The sequence below is a fragment of the Serratia sp. PF-27 genome (genome assembly GCF_030053255.1).
GTDB classification, from domain to species: Bacteria; Pseudomonadota; Gammaproteobacteria; order Enterobacterales; family Enterobacteriaceae; genus Serratia; species Serratia bockelmannii.
In genome coordinates, this window is record NZ_JASGBT010000018.1 from 146,679 (window position 1) to 164,521 (window position 17,843).

General features: G+C 59.4%; 15 protein-coding genes. 5 read left to right on the forward strand and 10 right to left on the reverse strand.

The window, feature by feature from the left end; translation table 11 throughout:
• Positions 1–443 precede the first annotated feature (443 nt).
• Together QMZ29_RS11105 and greB are read right to left on the reverse strand one after the other, a co-directional pair.
• Positions 444–2,777 carry a Tex family protein gene (locus QMZ29_RS11105; protein ID WP_197811520.1) on the reverse strand — a complete coding sequence of 778 codons (2,334 nt, stop codon included), beginning with the start codon at positions 2,775–2,777 and terminating at the stop codon, positions 444–446.
• A gap of 157 nt (positions 2,778–2,934) precedes the next feature.
• Entirely contained in the window at positions 2,935–3,408 is a 474-nt protein-coding gene (gene greB / locus QMZ29_RS11110) for a transcription elongation factor GreB (RefSeq protein ID WP_025304551.1), read from the reverse strand.
• A gap of 230 nt (positions 3,409–3,638) precedes the next feature.
• Here greB and cbpA point away from each other — a divergent pair, with 230 nt between their 5' ends.
• The 4 genes from cbpA (at position 3,639) to envZ (ending at position 7,256) form a co-directional block, all read left to right on the forward strand.
• On the forward strand, positions 3,639–4,601 hold the full coding sequence (gene cbpA / locus QMZ29_RS11115; RefSeq protein WP_025304550.1) for a curved DNA-binding protein: 963 nt from the start codon (positions 3,639–3,641) through the stop codon (positions 4,599–4,601).
• Between the two features lie 5 nt (positions 4,602–4,606).
• A complete protein-coding gene (locus QMZ29_RS11120) occupies positions 4,607–4,912 on the forward strand; it encodes a chaperone modulator CbpM (RefSeq protein WP_004930739.1) in 306 nt (101 codons plus the stop codon).
• A 257-nt stretch (positions 4,913–5,169) separates the two neighbouring features.
• The gene (ompR, locus tag QMZ29_RS11125) at positions 5,170–5,889 is read left to right on the forward strand and encodes an osmolarity response regulator transcription factor OmpR (RefSeq protein WP_004709363.1); all 720 of its coding nucleotides are present in this window, start codon (positions 5,170–5,172) and stop codon (positions 5,887–5,889) included.
• Positions 5,886–7,256 (forward strand): two-component system sensor histidine kinase EnvZ, encoded by a 1,371-nt coding sequence (gene envZ / locus QMZ29_RS11130; RefSeq protein WP_141972135.1) that lies wholly within the window; start codon positions 5,886–5,888, stop codon positions 7,254–7,256. The genes ompR and envZ overlap by 4 nt, the downstream gene beginning before the upstream one ends.
• Before the next feature lie 34 nt (positions 7,257–7,290).
• Here envZ and QMZ29_RS11135 read toward each other — a convergent pair whose 3' ends face one another.
• The 7 genes from QMZ29_RS11135 to QMZ29_RS11165 form a co-directional block, all read right to left on the reverse strand.
• Positions 7,291–7,770 carry a type II toxin-antitoxin system VapC family toxin gene (locus QMZ29_RS11135; protein ID WP_261427242.1) on the reverse strand — a complete coding sequence of 160 codons (480 nt, stop codon included), beginning with the start codon at positions 7,768–7,770 and terminating at the stop codon, positions 7,291–7,293.
• Positions 7,767–8,030, reverse strand: a complete 264-nt coding sequence (locus tag QMZ29_RS11140) for a FitA-like ribbon-helix-helix domain-containing protein (RefSeq protein ID WP_004930730.1) — start codon at positions 8,028–8,030, stop codon at positions 7,767–7,769. Before QMZ29_RS11140 ends, QMZ29_RS11135 begins: the two co-directional genes overlap by 4 nt.
• Before the next feature lie 126 nt (positions 8,031–8,156).
• Positions 8,157–9,776: a phosphoenolpyruvate carboxykinase (ATP) gene (pckA, locus tag QMZ29_RS11145; RefSeq protein WP_043138920.1), complete on the reverse strand. Its 1,620-nt coding sequence runs from the start codon at positions 9,774–9,776 to the stop codon at positions 8,157–8,159.
• A gap of 194 nt (positions 9,777–9,970) precedes the next feature.
• A complete protein-coding gene (gene hslO, locus QMZ29_RS11150) occupies positions 9,971–10,849 on the reverse strand; it encodes an Hsp33 family molecular chaperone HslO (RefSeq protein ID WP_025304548.1) in 879 nt (292 codons plus the stop codon).
• A 25-nt stretch (positions 10,850–10,874) separates the two neighbouring features.
• A complete protein-coding gene (hslR, locus tag QMZ29_RS11155) occupies positions 10,875–11,282 on the reverse strand; it encodes a ribosome-associated heat shock protein Hsp15 (RefSeq protein WP_025304547.1) in 408 nt (135 codons plus the stop codon).
• Complete coding sequence (gene yrfG, locus QMZ29_RS11160; protein WP_025304546.1) at positions 11,279–11,959, reverse strand: GMP/IMP nucleotidase; 681 nt, start codon at positions 11,957–11,959, stop codon at positions 11,279–11,281. Before yrfG ends, hslR begins: the two co-directional genes overlap by 4 nt.
• A gap of 99 nt (positions 11,960–12,058) precedes the next feature.
• On the reverse strand, positions 12,059–14,194 hold the full coding sequence (locus tag QMZ29_RS11165; protein WP_197824456.1) for an intracellular growth attenuator family protein: 2,136 nt from the start codon (positions 14,192–14,194) through the stop codon (positions 12,059–12,061).
• A gap of 445 nt (positions 14,195–14,639) precedes the next feature.
• On the opposite strand from QMZ29_RS11165, the gene nudE reads away from it, so the two are divergent.
• A complete protein-coding gene (nudE, locus tag QMZ29_RS11170) occupies positions 14,640–15,194 on the forward strand; it encodes an ADP compounds hydrolase NudE (protein ID WP_015379304.1) in 555 nt (184 codons plus the stop codon).
• A gap of 51 nt (positions 15,195–15,245) precedes the next feature.
• On the opposite strand, the gene mrcA is transcribed toward nudE, so the two are convergent.
• Complete coding sequence (gene mrcA / locus QMZ29_RS11175) at positions 15,246–17,804, reverse strand: peptidoglycan glycosyltransferase/peptidoglycan DD-transpeptidase MrcA (RefSeq protein ID WP_025304544.1); 2,559 nt, start codon at positions 17,802–17,804, stop codon at positions 15,246–15,248.
• Positions 17,805–17,843: the final 39 nt, after the last annotated feature.

Here is a 17,843-nt window from a genome sequence, read left to right on the forward strand (position 1 = left end):
ATTGTAACCAATTATTATGGTGACGGCAGTTTTTAATGGCGTTGTCTTGATTAACGATGTTTTATCACTGCTTGCACTTGGGAACAAATGAGAATGGCGAGTTAAATCAGTTACGTATTTGTAGCCGAGTTTTCTCGTTTGCAAATATCGATGGCTTTTTCCCTTTATTTATTTCCGCTGAAAGGCAATTCGATAACATTATTCCACCGTAATGCGAGCGGTAACCATTTGTGTTTCTCTCACAATTCGCGAGATGAAAAATGCGTGTTAACGGAGTTGTTAATAAATGGCTGCAGAAGGCATTTTTGTTGCCTGAATAATGGGAGGGCGGTCACGCAGGAACGGGAAATAAAAAGATGATGGTTTATTGAGACGGGTCAAGAAATGCAGCAAGTTTTATTCATCAGAAAGGGCGGAGCAGGCTCCGCCCTATTGGCTCTGACTTAGCGTTTCTTGCCGAATGCCGCCGCCAGCGCGTCGCCCATGGCGCTGTTGCCGGCCGGCGCCGCATTGCGCGGTTTGGCCTTGTTGCCGCCTGCCGAACGGTTGGCGTTGTCGCGTGCCTGTGCCGGCGCGTTGCCGCCGCGGCGCGGTGAACCTTCGCCCGGTTGCTCATCCAGGCGCATGCTCAGCGCGATGCGTTTACGCTGCAGATCGACTTCCATCACCTTCACTTTGACGATGTCGCCGGCCTTCACCACGGTGTGCGGATCTTCGACGAACTTGTCCGCCAGCGAGGAGATGTGCACCAGGCCATCCTGATGCACGCCGATATCCACGAAGGCGCCGAAGTTGGTGACGTTAGTGACCGACCCTTCCAGGATCATCCCCGGCTGCAGATCGTTGAGGGTTTCCACGCCTTCGGCAAAGGTGGCGGTTTTGAACTCAGGACGCGGGTCGCGGCCCGGCTTCTCCAGCTCTTTCAGAATGTCGGTGACCGTCGGCACGCCGAACTTGTCGTCGGTGAAATCGACCGCTTTCAGGCTGCGCACCGCCGAGGCGTTGCCCATCAGGTCCTGCAGCGCCTGCTCGGTGGCGGCCAGGATGCGCTGCACCACCGGGTAGGCTTCCGGGTGAACGGTGGAGGCATCCAGCGGGTTGTCGCCGTGGTTGATGCGCAGGAAGCCGGCGCACTGTTCGAAGGCCTTCGGCCCCAGACGGCTGACTTTCAGCAGCTGTTCACGGTTGCTGAAGCGGCCGTTCTCGTCGCGCCAGTTGACGATGTTCTGCGCCATCATGCGTGTCAGGCCGGCCACGCGGGTCAGCAATGGTACCGATGCGGTGTTCAGATCGACGCCGACGGCGTTCACGCAGTCTTCCACCACCGAATCCAGCTTCTTCGCCAACTGGCTCTGGCTGACGTCGTGCTGATACTGGCCGACGCCGATGGATTTCGGATCGATCTTCACCAGCTCCGCCAGCGGATCCTGCAGGCGACGGGCAATGGATACCGCGCCGCGCAGCGACACGTCGAGATCCGGGAATTCCAGCGCCGCCAGTTCTGACGCGGAGTACACCGATGCGCCCGCTTCGCTGACGATCACTTTCTGCGCTCGGACGTCGCTGAACTGCTTTTGCAGGTCGAGATAGAAACGCTCGGTCTCACGCGAAGCGGTGCCGTTGCCGATGGCCACCAGCTCTACATTGTGTTTGATGCACAGTGCCGCGACGATGGCGGCGGCTTTGGCCGCTTGCCCGGTGTGCGGGTAAACGGTGTCGGTGGCCACCAGTTTACCGGTCGCGTCGACCACGGCGACTTTCACCCCGGTGCGCAGGCCTGGATCGAGGCCCATGGTGGCGCGCATGCCGGCCGGCGCGGCCATCAGCAGATCATGCATGTTGCGGGCGAATACGTTGATCGCTTCGTCTTCCGCGCGCTCGCGCACCGTGCCCATCAGCTCGGTTTCCAGGTGCAGCAGCACTTTGATACGCCAGGTCCAGTTGACCACCGCCTTGCGCCAGGCGTCGGCCGGGGCGTTGTTCAGGCGCAGGTTGAGGTGATTGATGATGATCAGCTCCGCCTGGCTTTCGCGCGGCGCTTCCTCAAATTGCGGATCGGCGTTCAGCGCCAGCTGCAGCACACCTTCGTTGCGGCCGCGGAACATCGCCAGCGCGCGGTGCGAAGGCACCTGGGAAATCGGTTCGTGGTGATCGAAGTAGTCGCGGAACTTGGCGCCTTCGTCTTCCTTGCCCTCGACCACTTTGGACACCAGATGGGCGTTTTTCCACAGGTAGTCGCGCACCTTGGCCAGCAGCGTGGCGTCTTCGGCGAAGCGCTCCATCAGGATATAGCGCGCGCCGTCGAGGGCGGCTTTCACGTCCGCCACGCCCTTGTCGGCGTCGACGTAGCGTTCAGCCAGCTGTTCCGGCTGCTGTTGCGGATCCTGCCACAGCGTGTCCGCCAGCGGTTCCAGACCGGCTTCGATGGCGATCTGGCCACGGGTGCGGCGCTTCGGTTTGTACGGCAGGTAGAGGTCTTCGAGTTCGGTCTTGCTCAGCGTGGCGTTGATCGCCCCCGCCAGCTGTTCGGTCAGTTTGCCCTGTTCATCGATCGACTTCAGGATGGTCTGACGACGATCTTCCAGTTCACGCAGATAACCCAGGCGGGTTTCCAGCTGGCGCAGTTGGGTGTCGTCCAGGCCCCCGGTGACTTCCTTACGATAGCGTGCAATAAAGGGCACGGTATTACCTTCATCCAGCAGACGGATGGCGGAGTCGACTTGCTCCGGCCGGGCCTGCAGTTCTGTTGCAATAATGCGGCTCAGTGGGTCATTCATAGGTCTGGTATCTGTATTGAGAACGGTGAATAAACAGGGGACAGTTATACGGATTGATCGCGGAAAATGCCAGTGGGGCGGGCCGCCGCCGCGCGGCCGCGGCGTGGAGAACAGCTCAGGCGGCGGCGTTGGCGGCGGTTCGGAAAAAGCTGAAAGCTTACTTCGGGTAGTTTATCTCATTTACGTACCACTGTGCCTCGCCCAGCGGCGTATTGACGGTGGCGATGTCCCCGACCTCTTTTTTCAGCAGGGCGCGCGCCATCGGCGCATCGATGGAGATGTAATCCTTGCGGCCGAAAATCTCGTCGTAACCGACGATGCGAAAGCGTTTGGTCTCGCCGTCGTCATTCTCCACCTCCACCCAGGCACCGAAGAACACCTTGCCTTCCTGCTGCGGGGAGTAATCGACGATCTTCAACTGCTCCAGGCATTTGGTCAGATAGCGGACGCGGCGGTCAATTTCGCGCAGCCGCTTCTTGTTGTACTGGTAGTCGGCGTTTTCGCTTCTGTCGCCCAGGCTGGCGGCCCAGGTCACTTTTTTGGTCACCTCGGGGCGTTCTTCACGCCAGAGGTAATCCAGCTCTTGTTTGAGCTTGTCATACCCTTCACGGGTTATCAGTTGAGTTCTCATCGTGATTTATCTTTATGGGGCCACCGCCACAGTGTACGTGAATGCGGGGGGCTTTAGAAATGGCGCGCGGGCCTGCGCCTTGTCGCACGGTTTTTATTCAGTTTGCGCAGCTTTTAACAATCGGGAGTATGCTTAGCGATAGCGGAAAAGGAATGTGACGAAAGGAGGATATCTGGCGAGAGAGACAAGGAATTTTGGCGCACAACCCAACACATTGAAGGTATTACCGCATGGAATTTAAAGATTACTACGCCACGATGGGCGTTGAGCCCAACGCCGATCTGAAAACCATCAAAACGGCCTACCGCCGGCTGGCGCGTAAATATCACCCTGACGTGAGCACTGAAGACGACGCCGAGAGCAAGTTCAAGGAGCTGGCCGAAGCCTATGAGGTGCTGAAGGACGACGAGCGCCGCGCCGAGTACGATCAGATCCGGCTGCACCGCAACGATCCGAACTTTGGCCGCCAGGCGCGCGGCGATCACGGCGGCTATCAGCAGAGCGCTTCATGGCACGGCGGCGGCGCCGACGCGCAAGACTTCTCCGACTTCTTCGAGAGCATGTTCGGCGGGCGTGCGGCGGGCGGGCACCGCTCCGCTTCGCACTCGCACGGCGGGCATGGCTTCCGCGGCCAGGATCTGGAGATGGAGGTGCCGCTGTTCCTCGAGGAAACGCTGCATGGCCAAAGCCGCGAGATCTCCTATACGCTGCCGGTGTATGACGAGCTGGGGCGGCAGGTGAGCGAAGCCAACAAAACGTTGAACGTGAAAATCCCGGCCGGCGTGGGCGATGGCGAGCGCATTCGCCTCAAGGGGCAGGGCGTTGCCGGCGTGGGCGGCGGCCAAAACGGCGATCTGTATCTGGTCATCCGCCTCGCGCCGCACCCGCTGTTTGAGATAGATGGCCACAACCTGAGCATCGTGGCGCCGCTCGCTCCGTGGGAAGCGGCGCTCGGCGCCAGCATTGAGGTGCCGACGCTGACCGGCAAAATCGCGCTGACTGTGCCGGCCGGCAGCCAGAGCGGCAAACGGCTGCGGGTCAAAGGCAAAGGGTTGGCGGGCAAGAAAGAGCCCGGTGACCTGTACGTTATTCTCAAGGTGGTGATGCCGCCGAAGCCGAACGAGAAGGCCAGCGCCCTGTGGCGGGAACTGGCTGAACAGGCGGCGTTCAACCCGCGCGCGGAATGGGAGTAAAGCAGATGATGAAAAAAGAGATCACTTTCACCGTGGTGGAGTTGTGTCAGCGAGTGGAGATTTCAGAGGACGAGCTGGTCGAGATCGTCGGCCTGGGCGTTATCGTGCCGCTGGAGCCGGCGCAGCCGCGCTGGGAGTTTGATTATCCGGCGCTGAGCCATCTGCAGCGCGCGCGCAGGCTGCGGGCCGAGCTGGATCTGGACTGGCCGGGGATCGCCATGGCGCTGACGCTGCTCGATCGGGTTGATGCGCTACAGCAAGAGAACCGGCAGCTGCGTAGGCAGCTGGCACGTTTCCTGCAGACTTCCTGACCCGACAGCTGAACGCCACCGGGCGCTTCCCCGGTGGCGAAATTGCACAAAATTGGGCCGCTGCCCCACATTGCGCCGATAAAGGGCGAAATTTTGACGAACCCCCGTCGACATTCACTGAAAATTGTTGATAAATGGGGAAAAGAATAAGCTTTGTAACAATTTCGTCTAGAATACATACCATTAAACGCTGTCTCAAATGGCAAGGTTTTCTAACAATATTCGAGTCAGGCAATAAAGCCTTTGGGAGTAATACCATGCAAGAGAATCATAAGATCCTGGTTGTCGATGATGACATGCGCCTGCGCGCGCTTTTAGAACGTTATTTAACCGAACAGGGCTTCCAGGTTCGCAGCGTTGCCAACGCTGAGCAAATGGATCGCTTGCTGACCCGTGAATCCTTCCATTTGATGGTGCTCGATCTGATGTTGCCGGGCGAAGACGGCCTGTCCATCTGCCGCCGTCTGCGTAGCCAGAGCAACCCGATGCCGATCATTATGGTCACCGCGAAAGGCGAAGAGGTCGATCGCATCGTGGGGCTGGAAATCGGCGCCGACGACTACATTCCTAAACCGTTCAACCCGCGTGAGCTGTTGGCTCGTATCCGCGCGGTGCTGCGCCGCCAGGCGAACGAACTGCCGGGCGCGCCTTCGCAGGAAGAGGCGGTGATCGCTTTCGGCAAATTCAAACTGAACCTCGGCACCCGCGAGATGTTCCGCGAAGACGAGCCGATGCCGTTGACCAGCGGCGAATTCGCGGTACTGAAGGCGCTGGTCAGCCACCCGCGTGAACCGCTGTCGCGCGATAAGCTGATGAATCTGGCGCGTGGCCGCGAATACAGCGCCATGGAGCGCTCCATCGACGTGCAGATCTCTCGTCTGCGCCGCATGGTTGAAGAAGATCCGGCGCATCCGCGTTATATCCAGACCGTGTGGGGTCTCGGCTACGTCTTCGTCCCGGACGGCAGCAAGGCATGAGGCGATTGCGCTTTTCACCGCGTAGCTCGTTTGCCCGAACCCTGTTGTTGATCGTCACTTTGCTGTTCGTCAGCCTGGTGACGACCTATCTGGTGGTGCTGAACTTCGCCATCCTGCCCAGCCTGCAGCAGTTCAACAAGGTACTGGCTTACGAAGTGCGTATGCTGATGACCGATCGGCTGCAGCTGGAGGACGGCACGCTGTTGGAAGTGCCGCCGGCGTTCCGTCGTGAGATCTACCGCGAGTTGGGCATTTCTCTCTACACCAACTCGGCGGCGGAGGAGAGCGGCCTGCGCTGGGCGCAGCACTACCAGTTCCTCAGCCAGCAGATGGCGCAGCAGCTCGGCGGGCCGACCGATGTGCGGGTGGAGGTGAACAAGAACTCCCCGGTGGTGTGGCTGAAAACCTGGCTGCAGCCCGATATCTGGGTGCGCGTGCCGCTGACGGAAATCCACCAGGGCGATTTCTCGCCGCTGTTCCGCTATACGCTGGCGATTATGCTGCTGGCGATCGGCGGCGCCTGGCTGTTTATCCGTATTCAAAACCGCCCGCTGGTGGAGCTGGAACATGCGGCGCTGCAGGTGGGCAAGGGCATTATTCCGCCGCCGCTGCGCGAGTATGGCGCTTCCGAAGTGCGGTCGGTGACGCGCGCATTCAATCAGATGGCGTCGGGCGTCAAGCAACTGGCGGACGATCGCACCTTGCTGATGGCCGGGGTCAGCCACGACCTGCGTACGCCGTTGACGCGCATCCGGCTGGCGACGGAGATGATGAGCGCCGAAGACGGCTATCTGGCAGAGTCGATCAATAAAGACATCGAAGAGTGCAACGCCATCATCGAGCAGTTCATCGATTATTTGCGCACCGGGCAGGAGATGCCGACAGAAAGCAGCGATCTGAACGCTATTTTGGGTGAGGTGGTCGCGGCGGAGAGCGGCTATGAGCGGGTGATTGAAACTGCGCTGTCGCCGGGCGAACTGATGATGAACGTGCATCCGCTGTCGATTAAGCGGGCGGCGGTGAACATGGTGGTGAATGCGGCGCGTTACGGCAACGGCTGGATCAAGGTCAGCAGCGGCCGCGAGCTGCAGCGCGGCTGGTTCCAGGTGGAAGATGACGGCCCGGGCATCAAGCCGGAAGAGTTGAAGCACCTGTTGCAGCCGTTCGTACGTGGCGACAGCGCGCGCAGTACCAGCGGCACCGGTCTGGGGCTGGCTATCGTGCAGCGTATTATCGACGCGCACGACGGCGAACTCGATATCGGCACCAGCGAGCGCGGCGGGCTATTGATCCGCGCGTATATTCCGTTGCCGATGGAGAAAAAAGAGTCGGCCAACGGCCATCAGACGGCCAGGGACAACGCCTGACGCTCCTGGCGCGGGCCGCGCCGCTGCGGCCCCGTCAGGACTTCCTGCTCATCACGTAGTATTCCGCCGCATCTTCATGCAACCGACGGCCGGTCGGCGCCTGCCACGGGTCGATTAACTCGATGCCGCAGTGGAGGAAGTCTTTGGTATTGCGGGTGGCCAGGGCGGCGCCGTAATGCAGGCAGGTGGCGGCGATTTGGATATCCGGCACGCTCATCGCTTTACCCAGCAGCCGATTCCTTGCCGTCAATTCCGCGTATTGCATCGCGCACAGCCCATCAAACGGCAATATCTGCCCCTCGAACTTCAATTCAATGGCGTCCGCCAATTTCAGCTTGAGATCCCGCTGGCGCTTGCCGTCAGGCATGCAGGCGACACCGCTGAACAGTTCGGCGAGGACAATGGCGCTGAGATAGAGCTCGTCATTGTCCTTTTCATTTAACCAGTTAATGACGTTGTAGTACGGGCTGGGACGCAGCGTTTCTGAAATGACGTTGGTGTCGATAATGATCATGCGTTGTCATCTTCATCATCAAAGGTGACGATGCGTGGCGGCACGGCGTCACGCGGTGGGATCTCCAGCTCAACGCCGCCGAATTCGGCGAAGTGCTGATGCATCCAGGTACCCAATCCATAGCGCGGCGGCTTTTTCACCAGCGCCTGTTTCAGGATCATGCGCGCTTCCTCTTCCATAGAATGGCCGTTTTTCGCCGCTGAGATACGCAGCAGCTCTTTGATTTCGTCGTCCAGATTTCTGACGGTGATAGTCGCCATTTAAACCTCCTTTGCTATCAATGATTGCATTGACTTATTTTCTCGCCTTGCTGGTTAAAAAGCAATCGATGAAAATAAAAAAAGGCGCGGGATCCGCGCCTTAGCTGAAGAGGTAACGCTACCGAATTACAGCTTCGGGCCGGCGCTAACCAGCGCGGCGCCCGCAGGCGTGTCGGTGTATTTGTCGAAGTTGGTGATGAAGCGCTCGGCCAGATCCTGCGCTTTTTCCTGCCACTGCTCGAGGCTGGCGTAGGTATTGCGCGGATCGAGGATCTCTGGGTTCACGCCCGGCAGCGCGGTCGGCATCGCCAGATCGAAGATTGGCAGGGTAACGGTTTCCGCCTTGTCGATTTCACCGCTCAGGATGGCGTCGATGATGCCGCGCGTATCTTTGATCGAGATGCGTTTGCCGGTGCCGTTCCAGCCGGTGTTGACCAGGTAAGCCTGGGCGCCGGCGGCCTGCATGCGTTTCACCAACACTTCGGCGTACTGCGTCGGGTGCAGTGACAGGAACGCAGCGCCGAAGCAGGCGGAGAAGGTTGGCGTTGGCTCGGTTACGCCGCGTTCGGTGCCGGCCAATTTGGCGGTGAAACCGGACAGGAAGTGATACTGAGTCTGGTTGGCGGTCAGACGCGATACCGGCGGCAACACGCCGAAGGCGTCGGCGGTCAGGAAGATCACTTTGGTGGCGTGACCCGCTTTGGACACCGGCTTGACGATGTTTTGGATATGGTAGATCGGGTAAGAAACGCGGGTGTTCTCGGTTTTCGAACCGTCGTTGAAGTCGATGCTGCCGTCGGCCAGCACGGTGACGTTTTCCAGCAGCGCGTCGCGTTTGATGGCGTGATAGATGTCCGGCTCGGCTTCTTCAGAGAGCTTGATGGTCTTGGCGTAGCAGCCGCCTTCGAAGTTAAACACGCCGTCGTCGTCCCAGCCGTGCTCGTCATCGCCGATCAGCTGACGCTTAGGATCGGTGGAAAGGGTGGTCTTGCCGGTACCGGACAGGCCGAAGAACACCGCCACGTCGCCTTTCTCGCCCACGTTGGCCGAGCAGTGCATCGAAGCGATGCCTTTCAGCGGCAGCAGGTAGTTCATCATCGAGAACATGCCTTTCTTCATTTCGCCGCCGTACCAGGTGCCGCCGATTAGCTGCATGCGCTCGGTCAGGTTGAAGGCGACGAAGTTCTCCGAGTTCAGGCCTTGCTGCTGCCAGTTCGGGTTGGTGCATTTGGCGCCGTTCATCACCACGAAGTCCGGCTCGAAGTCAGCCAGCTCGTCGTCGCTCGGGCGGATGAACATGTTTTTCACGAAGTGCGCCTGCCAGGCCACCTCGGTGATGAAACGCACTTTCAGGCGCGAGTCAGCGTTGGCGCCGCAGAAGGTATCCACCACGAACAGACGTTTGCCGGAAAGCTGCTCGGTGACCAGGTGTTTCAGATCGGCCCACACTTCCGGGCTGAGAGGTTTGTTGTCGTTTTTGCCTTTGCCCTGATCGGCCCACCACACGGTATCGCGGGTGATGTCGTCGCGGACGATGTATTTGTCTTTCGGCGAACGACCGGTGAAGATGCCGGTATCGACGGAGACGGCACCCAGCTTGGTGACTACCCCACGCTCAAAACCTTCCAGAGATGGGTCTGTTTCTTCCTTAAACAGCAGTTCATAGCTCGGGTTGTGAACGATTTCGCTAACGTCGTGAATGCCGTAAGCGGCCAGATCCTGAGGGGTTATACCTTTAACGCGCATGTTACTACTCCTTGGTCACAGAATTTCTGGCGGCAATTGTAGGGATCTAACGGTGAGTAACCGCGATGGGTATCAAATATTTAACGTTTTAGGCGGTATTTCGTTACGATCTGAGAGATAGCACACGGAAAAAAGCAAACGTGCAAACGGCGGGCGTTGGCGGGCGCCGGGGGCGCCCGCCGAAAAGGTGTTACTTAGTGCAACTGGTCGCTTTCGCCGGTGTTACCCGCATACAACGCGGCAACATCAACCGGGTCAAAGACATAGTGGCTTCCGCAGTAGTCGCAGTGCATGTCGATGTTGCCGTCCTGCTCCAGCATGTCCGCCACTTCATCGGTCGGCAGGGTCATCAGCGCGTCGGCGCAACGCTGGCGCGAACAGGTGCAGCGGAACTGCACGTCCTGCGGTTCGTACAAGGTGACCTCTTCCTGATGGTACAGGCGGTACAACACTTCGTTGGCCGGCAGGCCGAACAGCTCTTCGCTTTTGACCGTGTTGGTCAGTTGCACCAGATGATCGAAATCATCGAGGTTGCCGTCCTGCGCCGGCAGCACCTGCAGCAGCATACCGGCCGCTGCGGCATTGCCTTCCACTTCGCCGGTGCGGATGAACAGGCGGGTTGGCAGCTGCTCGGACTGGCGGAAGTAGGCTTCCAGGCATTCTGCCAGGGTTTCACCTTCCAGGCCGACCACGCCCTGATAGCGCTCGCCTTCCGTCGGGGAAATGGTGATGACCATGACGCCGTTGCCGATCATCTGATGCAGGGTGCTGTCGTCGGCGATAGGCGCCTGGGTGCGCGCAACGCCACGCATCTCCTGGCGGTTGTTGCCGTTGATCACCGCCAGCTTCAGCGGGCCGTCGCCCTGCAGCTGCACGGTGATGTCGCCGTCGAACTTCAGGGTTGCGGTCAACAGACTGGTGGCGACCAGCAGCTCGCCCAGCAGTTTTTGCACCGGTGCCGGGTAATCGTGGTTGTTCAGGATCTGCTGATAGGTTTCGCTGACGGTAACCAGCTCGCCGCGCACCGCGTAGTTTTCAAACAGGTAACGGTGCAATTGGTCATGGTTGGACATAATCTTCTCTCATTACGGTGAGGGGTTATTCCGGCTCACCAAATTTAAATTTCATCAGGTCGCGCCGCTCCTTTTTGTCCGGACGACGGTCCGGATGCGGCATGGTCAACGCGTTCATCTTGCGCGCCAGCGCCATTTTTTCGCGGTTGGCGATGCTGGCTTCGGTTTCCTGATACATTTGCTGCGCCTCGTTGGCACCGCGGCGTTGGCTGGTCAGCGCCAGCACGATCACCGTACGTTCTTCGTTGCCCTGCCGCAGCTTAAGCTCGGCATTGAGTTCGACAATCTTGCTCGGTTTGCCGCGCTGGCCGTTGTAATGCACCTTGCCGCCGTCGATCATTTCGCGCGCCAGCGCGCGAGTCTTATAGAAGCGTGCGGCCCACAGCCACTTATCCAGTCGGACCGCGTCGTCGCGCGTCGCTTTTTCCTTCATGCTTCCCCCTTGGCCAGCGCCGGTATCAGCAGACGGTAGTCGCGCATCGACGGATGGCGCTGGAAGCTTTTTTCCGCCGTGCTGGAGTCCGGGTTTTGCACGCCCAGGCAGTAACGAATGCCGAAAGTGCGCGCCGCGTCGAGGATCGGCTCGCCGTCATCGACAAACAGCGTGCGCTGTGGGTTGAACCCGGTGTGCTGTTGCACCGCCTGCCACAGACGCTGATCTTCTTTCGGATAACCAAATGTGTGGGTGGAAAACAATAAATCAAGGTGCCGATCGAGGCCGGTATGCTCGATTTTCACCGCCAGGCTGTGAGGATGGGCGTTGGTCAGCAAAATGGTTTGCAGACCGGCGTCGCGCAGCGCCCGTAAAAACGGCTCGGTGTCTTCGCGCAGCCGCGCGCGGCTACCGACTTCGCTGGTCATGCGGTAGATGTCCAGATCCAACCGCTCGCTCCAGTAATCGAAGCAATACCAGTTCATGGTGTGCTGCACCGCCTGATATTCCCGTTCAATGATATGACGGGCTTCGTCGAACGGAATGGCGCGCCTTTCGCTCAGCGCTTGCGGCACCAGGCTGAGCCAGAAGTGGCTGTCGAACTCCAGATCCAGCAAGGTGCCGTCCATATCCAGCAGCACGGTATCGATCTGCGGCCAATCAAACTCGGGAACCATAAAAACTCCATGGGCGGACCGACGGGCGGTCCGCAGATGAGAATAATAGCGTTAGCGTAGCATAAGCAGATGACAGGGCGGAGACCCCCGGCGTCAGGTTCAGGCCATCGGCCGCATTGACATCGGATTGAGCTGCGGATTGAAGCAGCTGTCGTAGTAACGCTGGATATCGGCGACGCGGTGCTGATTGATGCGCCGACGCTGTACCAGCCGCCAGGCGTTATAGCCCAGGCTGACGACCACCGCCAGCAACAGCAGGCTGGTACCGAGGTAGCGCCACAGGGTGATCATGTCCGGTTCGCTGTGCAACGCCACGTGGCGGGTGCCGTTGGCATCGACGCTGAGGCTGGTGATCACCCCCTGCGCCTGGAATGGGGTATGCAGCAGCAGAGTGGAAAGGCGCTGCAACTCATTCCACTGGTCAAGAGCGTTGTATTCGCTCTGCGGCGCTGAGGATTGCGGATGGCTGACCAACTGTCGACCTTCATCGCTGCGGATCAGGAAACCGCCCGGCGGCGGGCTGTTGAGCGCCGCGGCGGCCAGACGCGTTTCATTGAAGATGAACGACGACGTGGCCACTTTGGTCAGGCTTTCCAGCGACTCGGCGCTTACCGGGCGCAGCAGGACGTTGACGCCTTGCAGCGCGCCTGATCTGGCGCGTTTCACCAGGCCGCTCCAGTTTTTGGCGTTGCCCAGGTTGACCAGCGCGTTTTTCAGCCGCACACAGTCGTTTTCTGCCTGGCATAAATCCTGTGTTTTCAAAACGATATCAGAAAAGTCATCCAACAGGATCATGCCGGATTTCTCGATGGCGCTGGCCAGCTGCGGGTTGATCTTCTGATCGGTACCGCTCGGATGCAGCTGGCTGTTGACCGTGGCCAGCAGGGCCGTCGCTTTGTCTATGACTTCTGATTCCGGCTGCGGCAGCGGGGCGGCGTTGTTCCAGTAAATGCCGGAGCAATCGAACGGCGCAAAATTGACGGCGCCGCCACCGTTGGCCGGCGGCGGCACATAGCACATGCCGCTGCCGCGCACCTTCAGGGTGTCGCCGATGCGCAGCGGCGTAGCTTCCAGCGCCTGTACGCTGGTCACTTCCACTTTTTGCGCGCCTTGCAGCCAGGCCATGCTGAGGGTCAGCGGCAGATTGAGCGGGATATAGATCAGCAACAACAGCAGTACCAGTGCCGAACTGGCGACCAGCACCGCGTTGCGGCCCCACTGCTGCAGCGGAAAATTCTTCACTTCGTCATGCAGCGAGAGGAAACGGCCCTGGCGCACCACCTGCCGATTGAGGTAGACGTCCACATCGGTGGTCTTGCCCAAGTCTTGCGTCAGGTACGGCTGCCAGTGCGGCGGGTAGATAAGATCGATGATGCCGAGTGAAATGTTGCTGATCTGTCCCTGGCCGGATTCGCCGAACAGTCCCCAGCGCTTCGGCGTGCCGCGCAGGCAGTGGATCTCTTTCAGCTCGCGTGACGCCGGACGGCGGAACAGGTTCCAGCATCCCCAGGCGATCATCAGCACCGCCACGAAAATCATCCACGGGATCACCAGCACCGGGCTGATCAGGCTGAAGAACAGCAGCAGCAGCGCGGCGGAGATGATGACGGCTTCACGGATGCCGTTCGGCCGGTTCAGCGCATGCTCTTCCGGCGTTTCCTTACGAATGTTCACCAGCTCGACATGTTCGCTCTCTTCCTTGCGGATGGAAGCGTTTTTGGTCGGCGCGGCGGTCACCACCGGCGGCTGCGGCCGGTCGTGAATATGATCTTTCAGCGAGTGCCCGTTGAGCGAAATCACCAGCGGCAGCGTCTGGGTTCGGATCACTTCCACATGGTTGTCGGCGGTGATGTAGGGTTCCCAAAACGGCGGCAGATGTACCTCTTCGGCATCGAGGTAATAGCGCCATTTATTGGGATCGTCGCTGGCCAGACCGTAGCGGGTGATGGCGTGCGTGACGGGATAAACGTTATCGCTTTGCGGGGTGAGCGCCAGTTTGGCTGCGGGCAGCGTAGCGCCGCCGCCGGGCAACAGTTTGTTGCTCAGCTTGTTTTGCTGGCTGAGGTAGAACTCGACCGCGGCGCGCTCTTCATCGGTCAGCTTGCGGTGGGCAGGCTTGATAAACGGCAACGCGTGCGCCAGCGCCGACGGGTTGCGGGCCTTGAACCACAGGTACAGGCCGGCGGCAATCAGGCAGACAAGCACTAAGGCCAATATCAACACTATTGTGCTCATGCAATCCCCATCTCACACCCGTGAATTTCGCCAACCTGATGAAAAGCTGAATATTATACGGAGTAAACCGCCAGGAGGCACCCAGAACTAATGAGGGAACAAACAGATTCTCGCTCTGGATCTCATTCCTTCATGACGCAAGGCCATTTTATCACTGATTCTTGCCTGCGTGATACTAGCAACCGGCCTCTGCCGTCGATATCGGCATTATCCTATTTTCATGCGTGCTGTTTGCTGAATCAGTACGGAAAATCGCCCGCCGCTGGCTACGCTTGTTAAAAGAAAGTAAATTACTGTTCATGCTCGTTGCGGCGGAGCTTGCCATTAACGCACAATGTGATCAGGATCGAATTTGGTCAGCATTTGAGCGCCAACGAGCCGTGCGTTACGCCAATCATTATTTCGGTTGCCCCGTCCACGCCTGGGTAACCTCTTTGAGGCAATCATGGATAAACACCTGCAAAAACCTAAAATTCTGAAAGTGGAAACGGTCGCGCGTTCGCGTTTGTTCAACGTCGAGTCGGTCGATTTGGAATTCAGCAACGGGGTTCGGCGGGTGTATGAGCGCATGCGGCCTTCGGATCGCGAAGCGGTGATGATCGTGCCGGTGATTGGCGATGACCTGCTGCTGATCCGCGAATATGCGGTGGGCACTGAATCCTATGAGCTGGGTTTCCCGAAAGGGTTGATCGATCCCGGAGAGGGCGTGCTGGAAGCGGCCAACCGCGAGCTGATGGAAGAGGTGGGATACGGCGCGAAGCGCTTTGATTTTCTCAGCAAGCTGACGATGGCGCCATCCTACTTTTCCAGCAAAATGAATATCGTGCTGGCCCACGATCTCTACCCGCAGAGCCTGGAAGGGGATGAACCGGAGCCCTTGCCGCAGGTGCGCTGGCCGATCGCCAACATGATGGCGTTGCTGGCGGAACCGGATTTCCGTGAGGCGCGCAACGTCAGCGCGCTGTTTCTCTCCGAGGCGTTTTTGCGCGCGTCGCGCTGATACGCTTCGCGCCGAATAAAAAAAGGGCCAGATTTCTCTGGCCCTTTTCGATCAGAACAGCTCGTGGCTTTCACCGCCCGGATCGGTCAATGTGGTGCCGGTATCGCGCGATGGGTAGTCCGTCGGCTGCGTCCCTTCGATAAAGTACTCGGAACGGCTGCCGCCGCCACCGCCGGAGAGCTTGCCGCTGCTTTTGTCGATGGTGACGCTGATGATGCCTGGCGGCGGCGTGACTTTCTGCTCCGGAATGCCTTCCAGCGCGGTCTTCATGAAGTCGTCCCACGCCGGCTGGGCGCTCTTGGCTCCGCCTTCACCGCCGGAAATCTGATCCGGGATAGCGCCGGATACCGTCGAACGGCCCAGATCGCGGCGGTGATCGTCGAAACCGATCCACACCGACGTCACGGTATCCGGGCCATAGCCGGAGAACCAGGCGTCTTTGGAACTGTTGGTGGTACCGGTTTTGCCGCCGATATCATGACGTTTCAGATCGCGCCCGGCACGCCAGGCAGTGCCCATCCAACCCGGTTCGCCGAAGATGTTGCTGTTCAGCGCATCGTGGATCAGGAAGGCCAGCGGCGTGCTGATCACGTGCGGCGCATACTGTTGGTCACCGTCTTGCTGCACCTGAGCCGGGGTAACCTGCTCCAGCTGCGGCATCGGCACCGTGCTGTTGCTGCCTTCCTGCGAGGTGGCGACGTTTTCGATGTTGTCGTCGGACAGCACCGCCGAACGGTGGGTGTCGCCGTAGATCACCGGCAGGTTGCAGCTGCTGCACACCACTTTCGGTTTAGCTTCGAACACCGTATTGCCGTTGTCGTCTTCAATCTTGGTGATGAAGTACGGGTCAACCAGGTAACCGCCGTTCGCCAGCACCGCGTAGCCGCGTACCAGCTGCATCGGGGTGAAGGAGGCGGAACCTAGCGCCAGCGATTCGGTATGCACGATGTTCTGTGCCGGGAAGCCGAAGCGCTGCAGATATTCCGCCGCGTAGTCGACGCCCATCGCACGCATTGCGCGCACCATCACCACGTTCTTCGATTGCCCCAGCCCCTGCCGCAGGCGAATCGGGCCGTCGTAGGTCGGCGGTGAGTTCTTCGGCCGCCAGTCGGTGCCGGCGCCGGCATCCCAGCGGGTGATCGGCAAATCGTTCAGGATGGTGGCCAGCGTCAGGCCTTTATCCATCGCGGCGGTGTACAGGAACGGTTTGATGTTTGACCCCACCTGACGCAGGGCCTGCGTCACGCGGTTGAACTTGCTCTGGTTGAAGTCGAAGCCGCCGACCAGCGCTTTCACCGCGCCGTCGTTCGGGTTGATCGAGACCAGCGCCGAGTTGACGTCCGGCACCTGCGACAGCCACCAGGCGTCGTTCACTTTACGCACCCATACCTGCTGACCTGTCTGCACCACGTCAGTGACGCGTTTCGGCGTTGGGCCTTGCTGAGTGTCTGAACGGTACGGCCGCGCCCAGCGCATGGTGGCCATCGGCAGGGCAATGCTGCTGCCGTCGGCCAGCATCGCCGTCGCTTCCTGCGGGTTAGCAGCGGTGATGACCGCCGGCGCCAGTGGGCCGTAGCTCGGCAAGTTTTTCAGCGAGTCGACAATCTGTTTGCGATCCCAGGCCGCTTCGCCGACTTTCCACAACACGTTGGATGGGCCGCGGTAGCCGTGGCGCATGTCATAGGCCAGCACGTTGTTGCGTACCGACTCCTGCGCCGCCAGCTGCAGCCGTTTGGTGACGGTGGTGTAAACCTTGTAACCGTCGGTATAGGCGTTTTCACCGTAGCGCTTGATCATCTCCTGACGCACCATCTCGGAGAGATACGGCGCGGAGAAGCTGATTTCCGGCGCATGGTAGTTGGCGACCAGATCTTCGGCGCGCGCCTGATCGTACTGCGCCTGCGTGATGTAATGCTCGTCCAGCATGCGCGACAGCACCACGTTGCGGCGGGCAACGGCGCGATCGTGCGAATAGAGCGGGTTGAAGGTAGACGGGGCTTTCGGCAGGCCGGCGATGGTCGCCATCTCGCTCAGGGTGAGCTGGCTGACGTCTTTGCCGAAATAGACCTGTGCGGCGGCGCCCACGCCGTAGGCGCGGTAACCCAGATAGATCTTGTTCAGATACAGCTCAAGGATTTCATCCTTGGTGAGCATCTGCTCGATGCGTACCGCCAGGAAAGCTTCCTTGATTTTACGCATCAGGGTGCGTTCCGGGCTTAAGAAGAAGTTACGCGCCAGTTGTTGGGTAATGGTACTGGCCCCCTGCGAAGCGTGGCCGGAGACCAGCGCGATTGAGGCGGCGCGGAAGATGCCGACCGGATCGACGCCATGGTGATCATAGAAGCGGCTGTCTTCGGTGGCGATAAATGCGTGCACCATCACCGGCGGAATTTGATCCAGTTTCAGCGGAATGCGGCGCTTCTCACCGTATTGGGCGATCAGTTCGCCATCGGCGCTGTAAACCTGCATCGGTATCTGCAGCCGTACGTCTTTCAGCGTTGCGACGTCGGGCAGCTGCGGCTCGACATATTTGTACAAGCCGAAAATCGAGGCTGCTCCCAGCACGATGCAACATACTGCAAGGATTAGTAAATACTTTACGAACTTCACCTGAGATTTCCCATTTCTAAGTCATTTGGGCAGTTTATA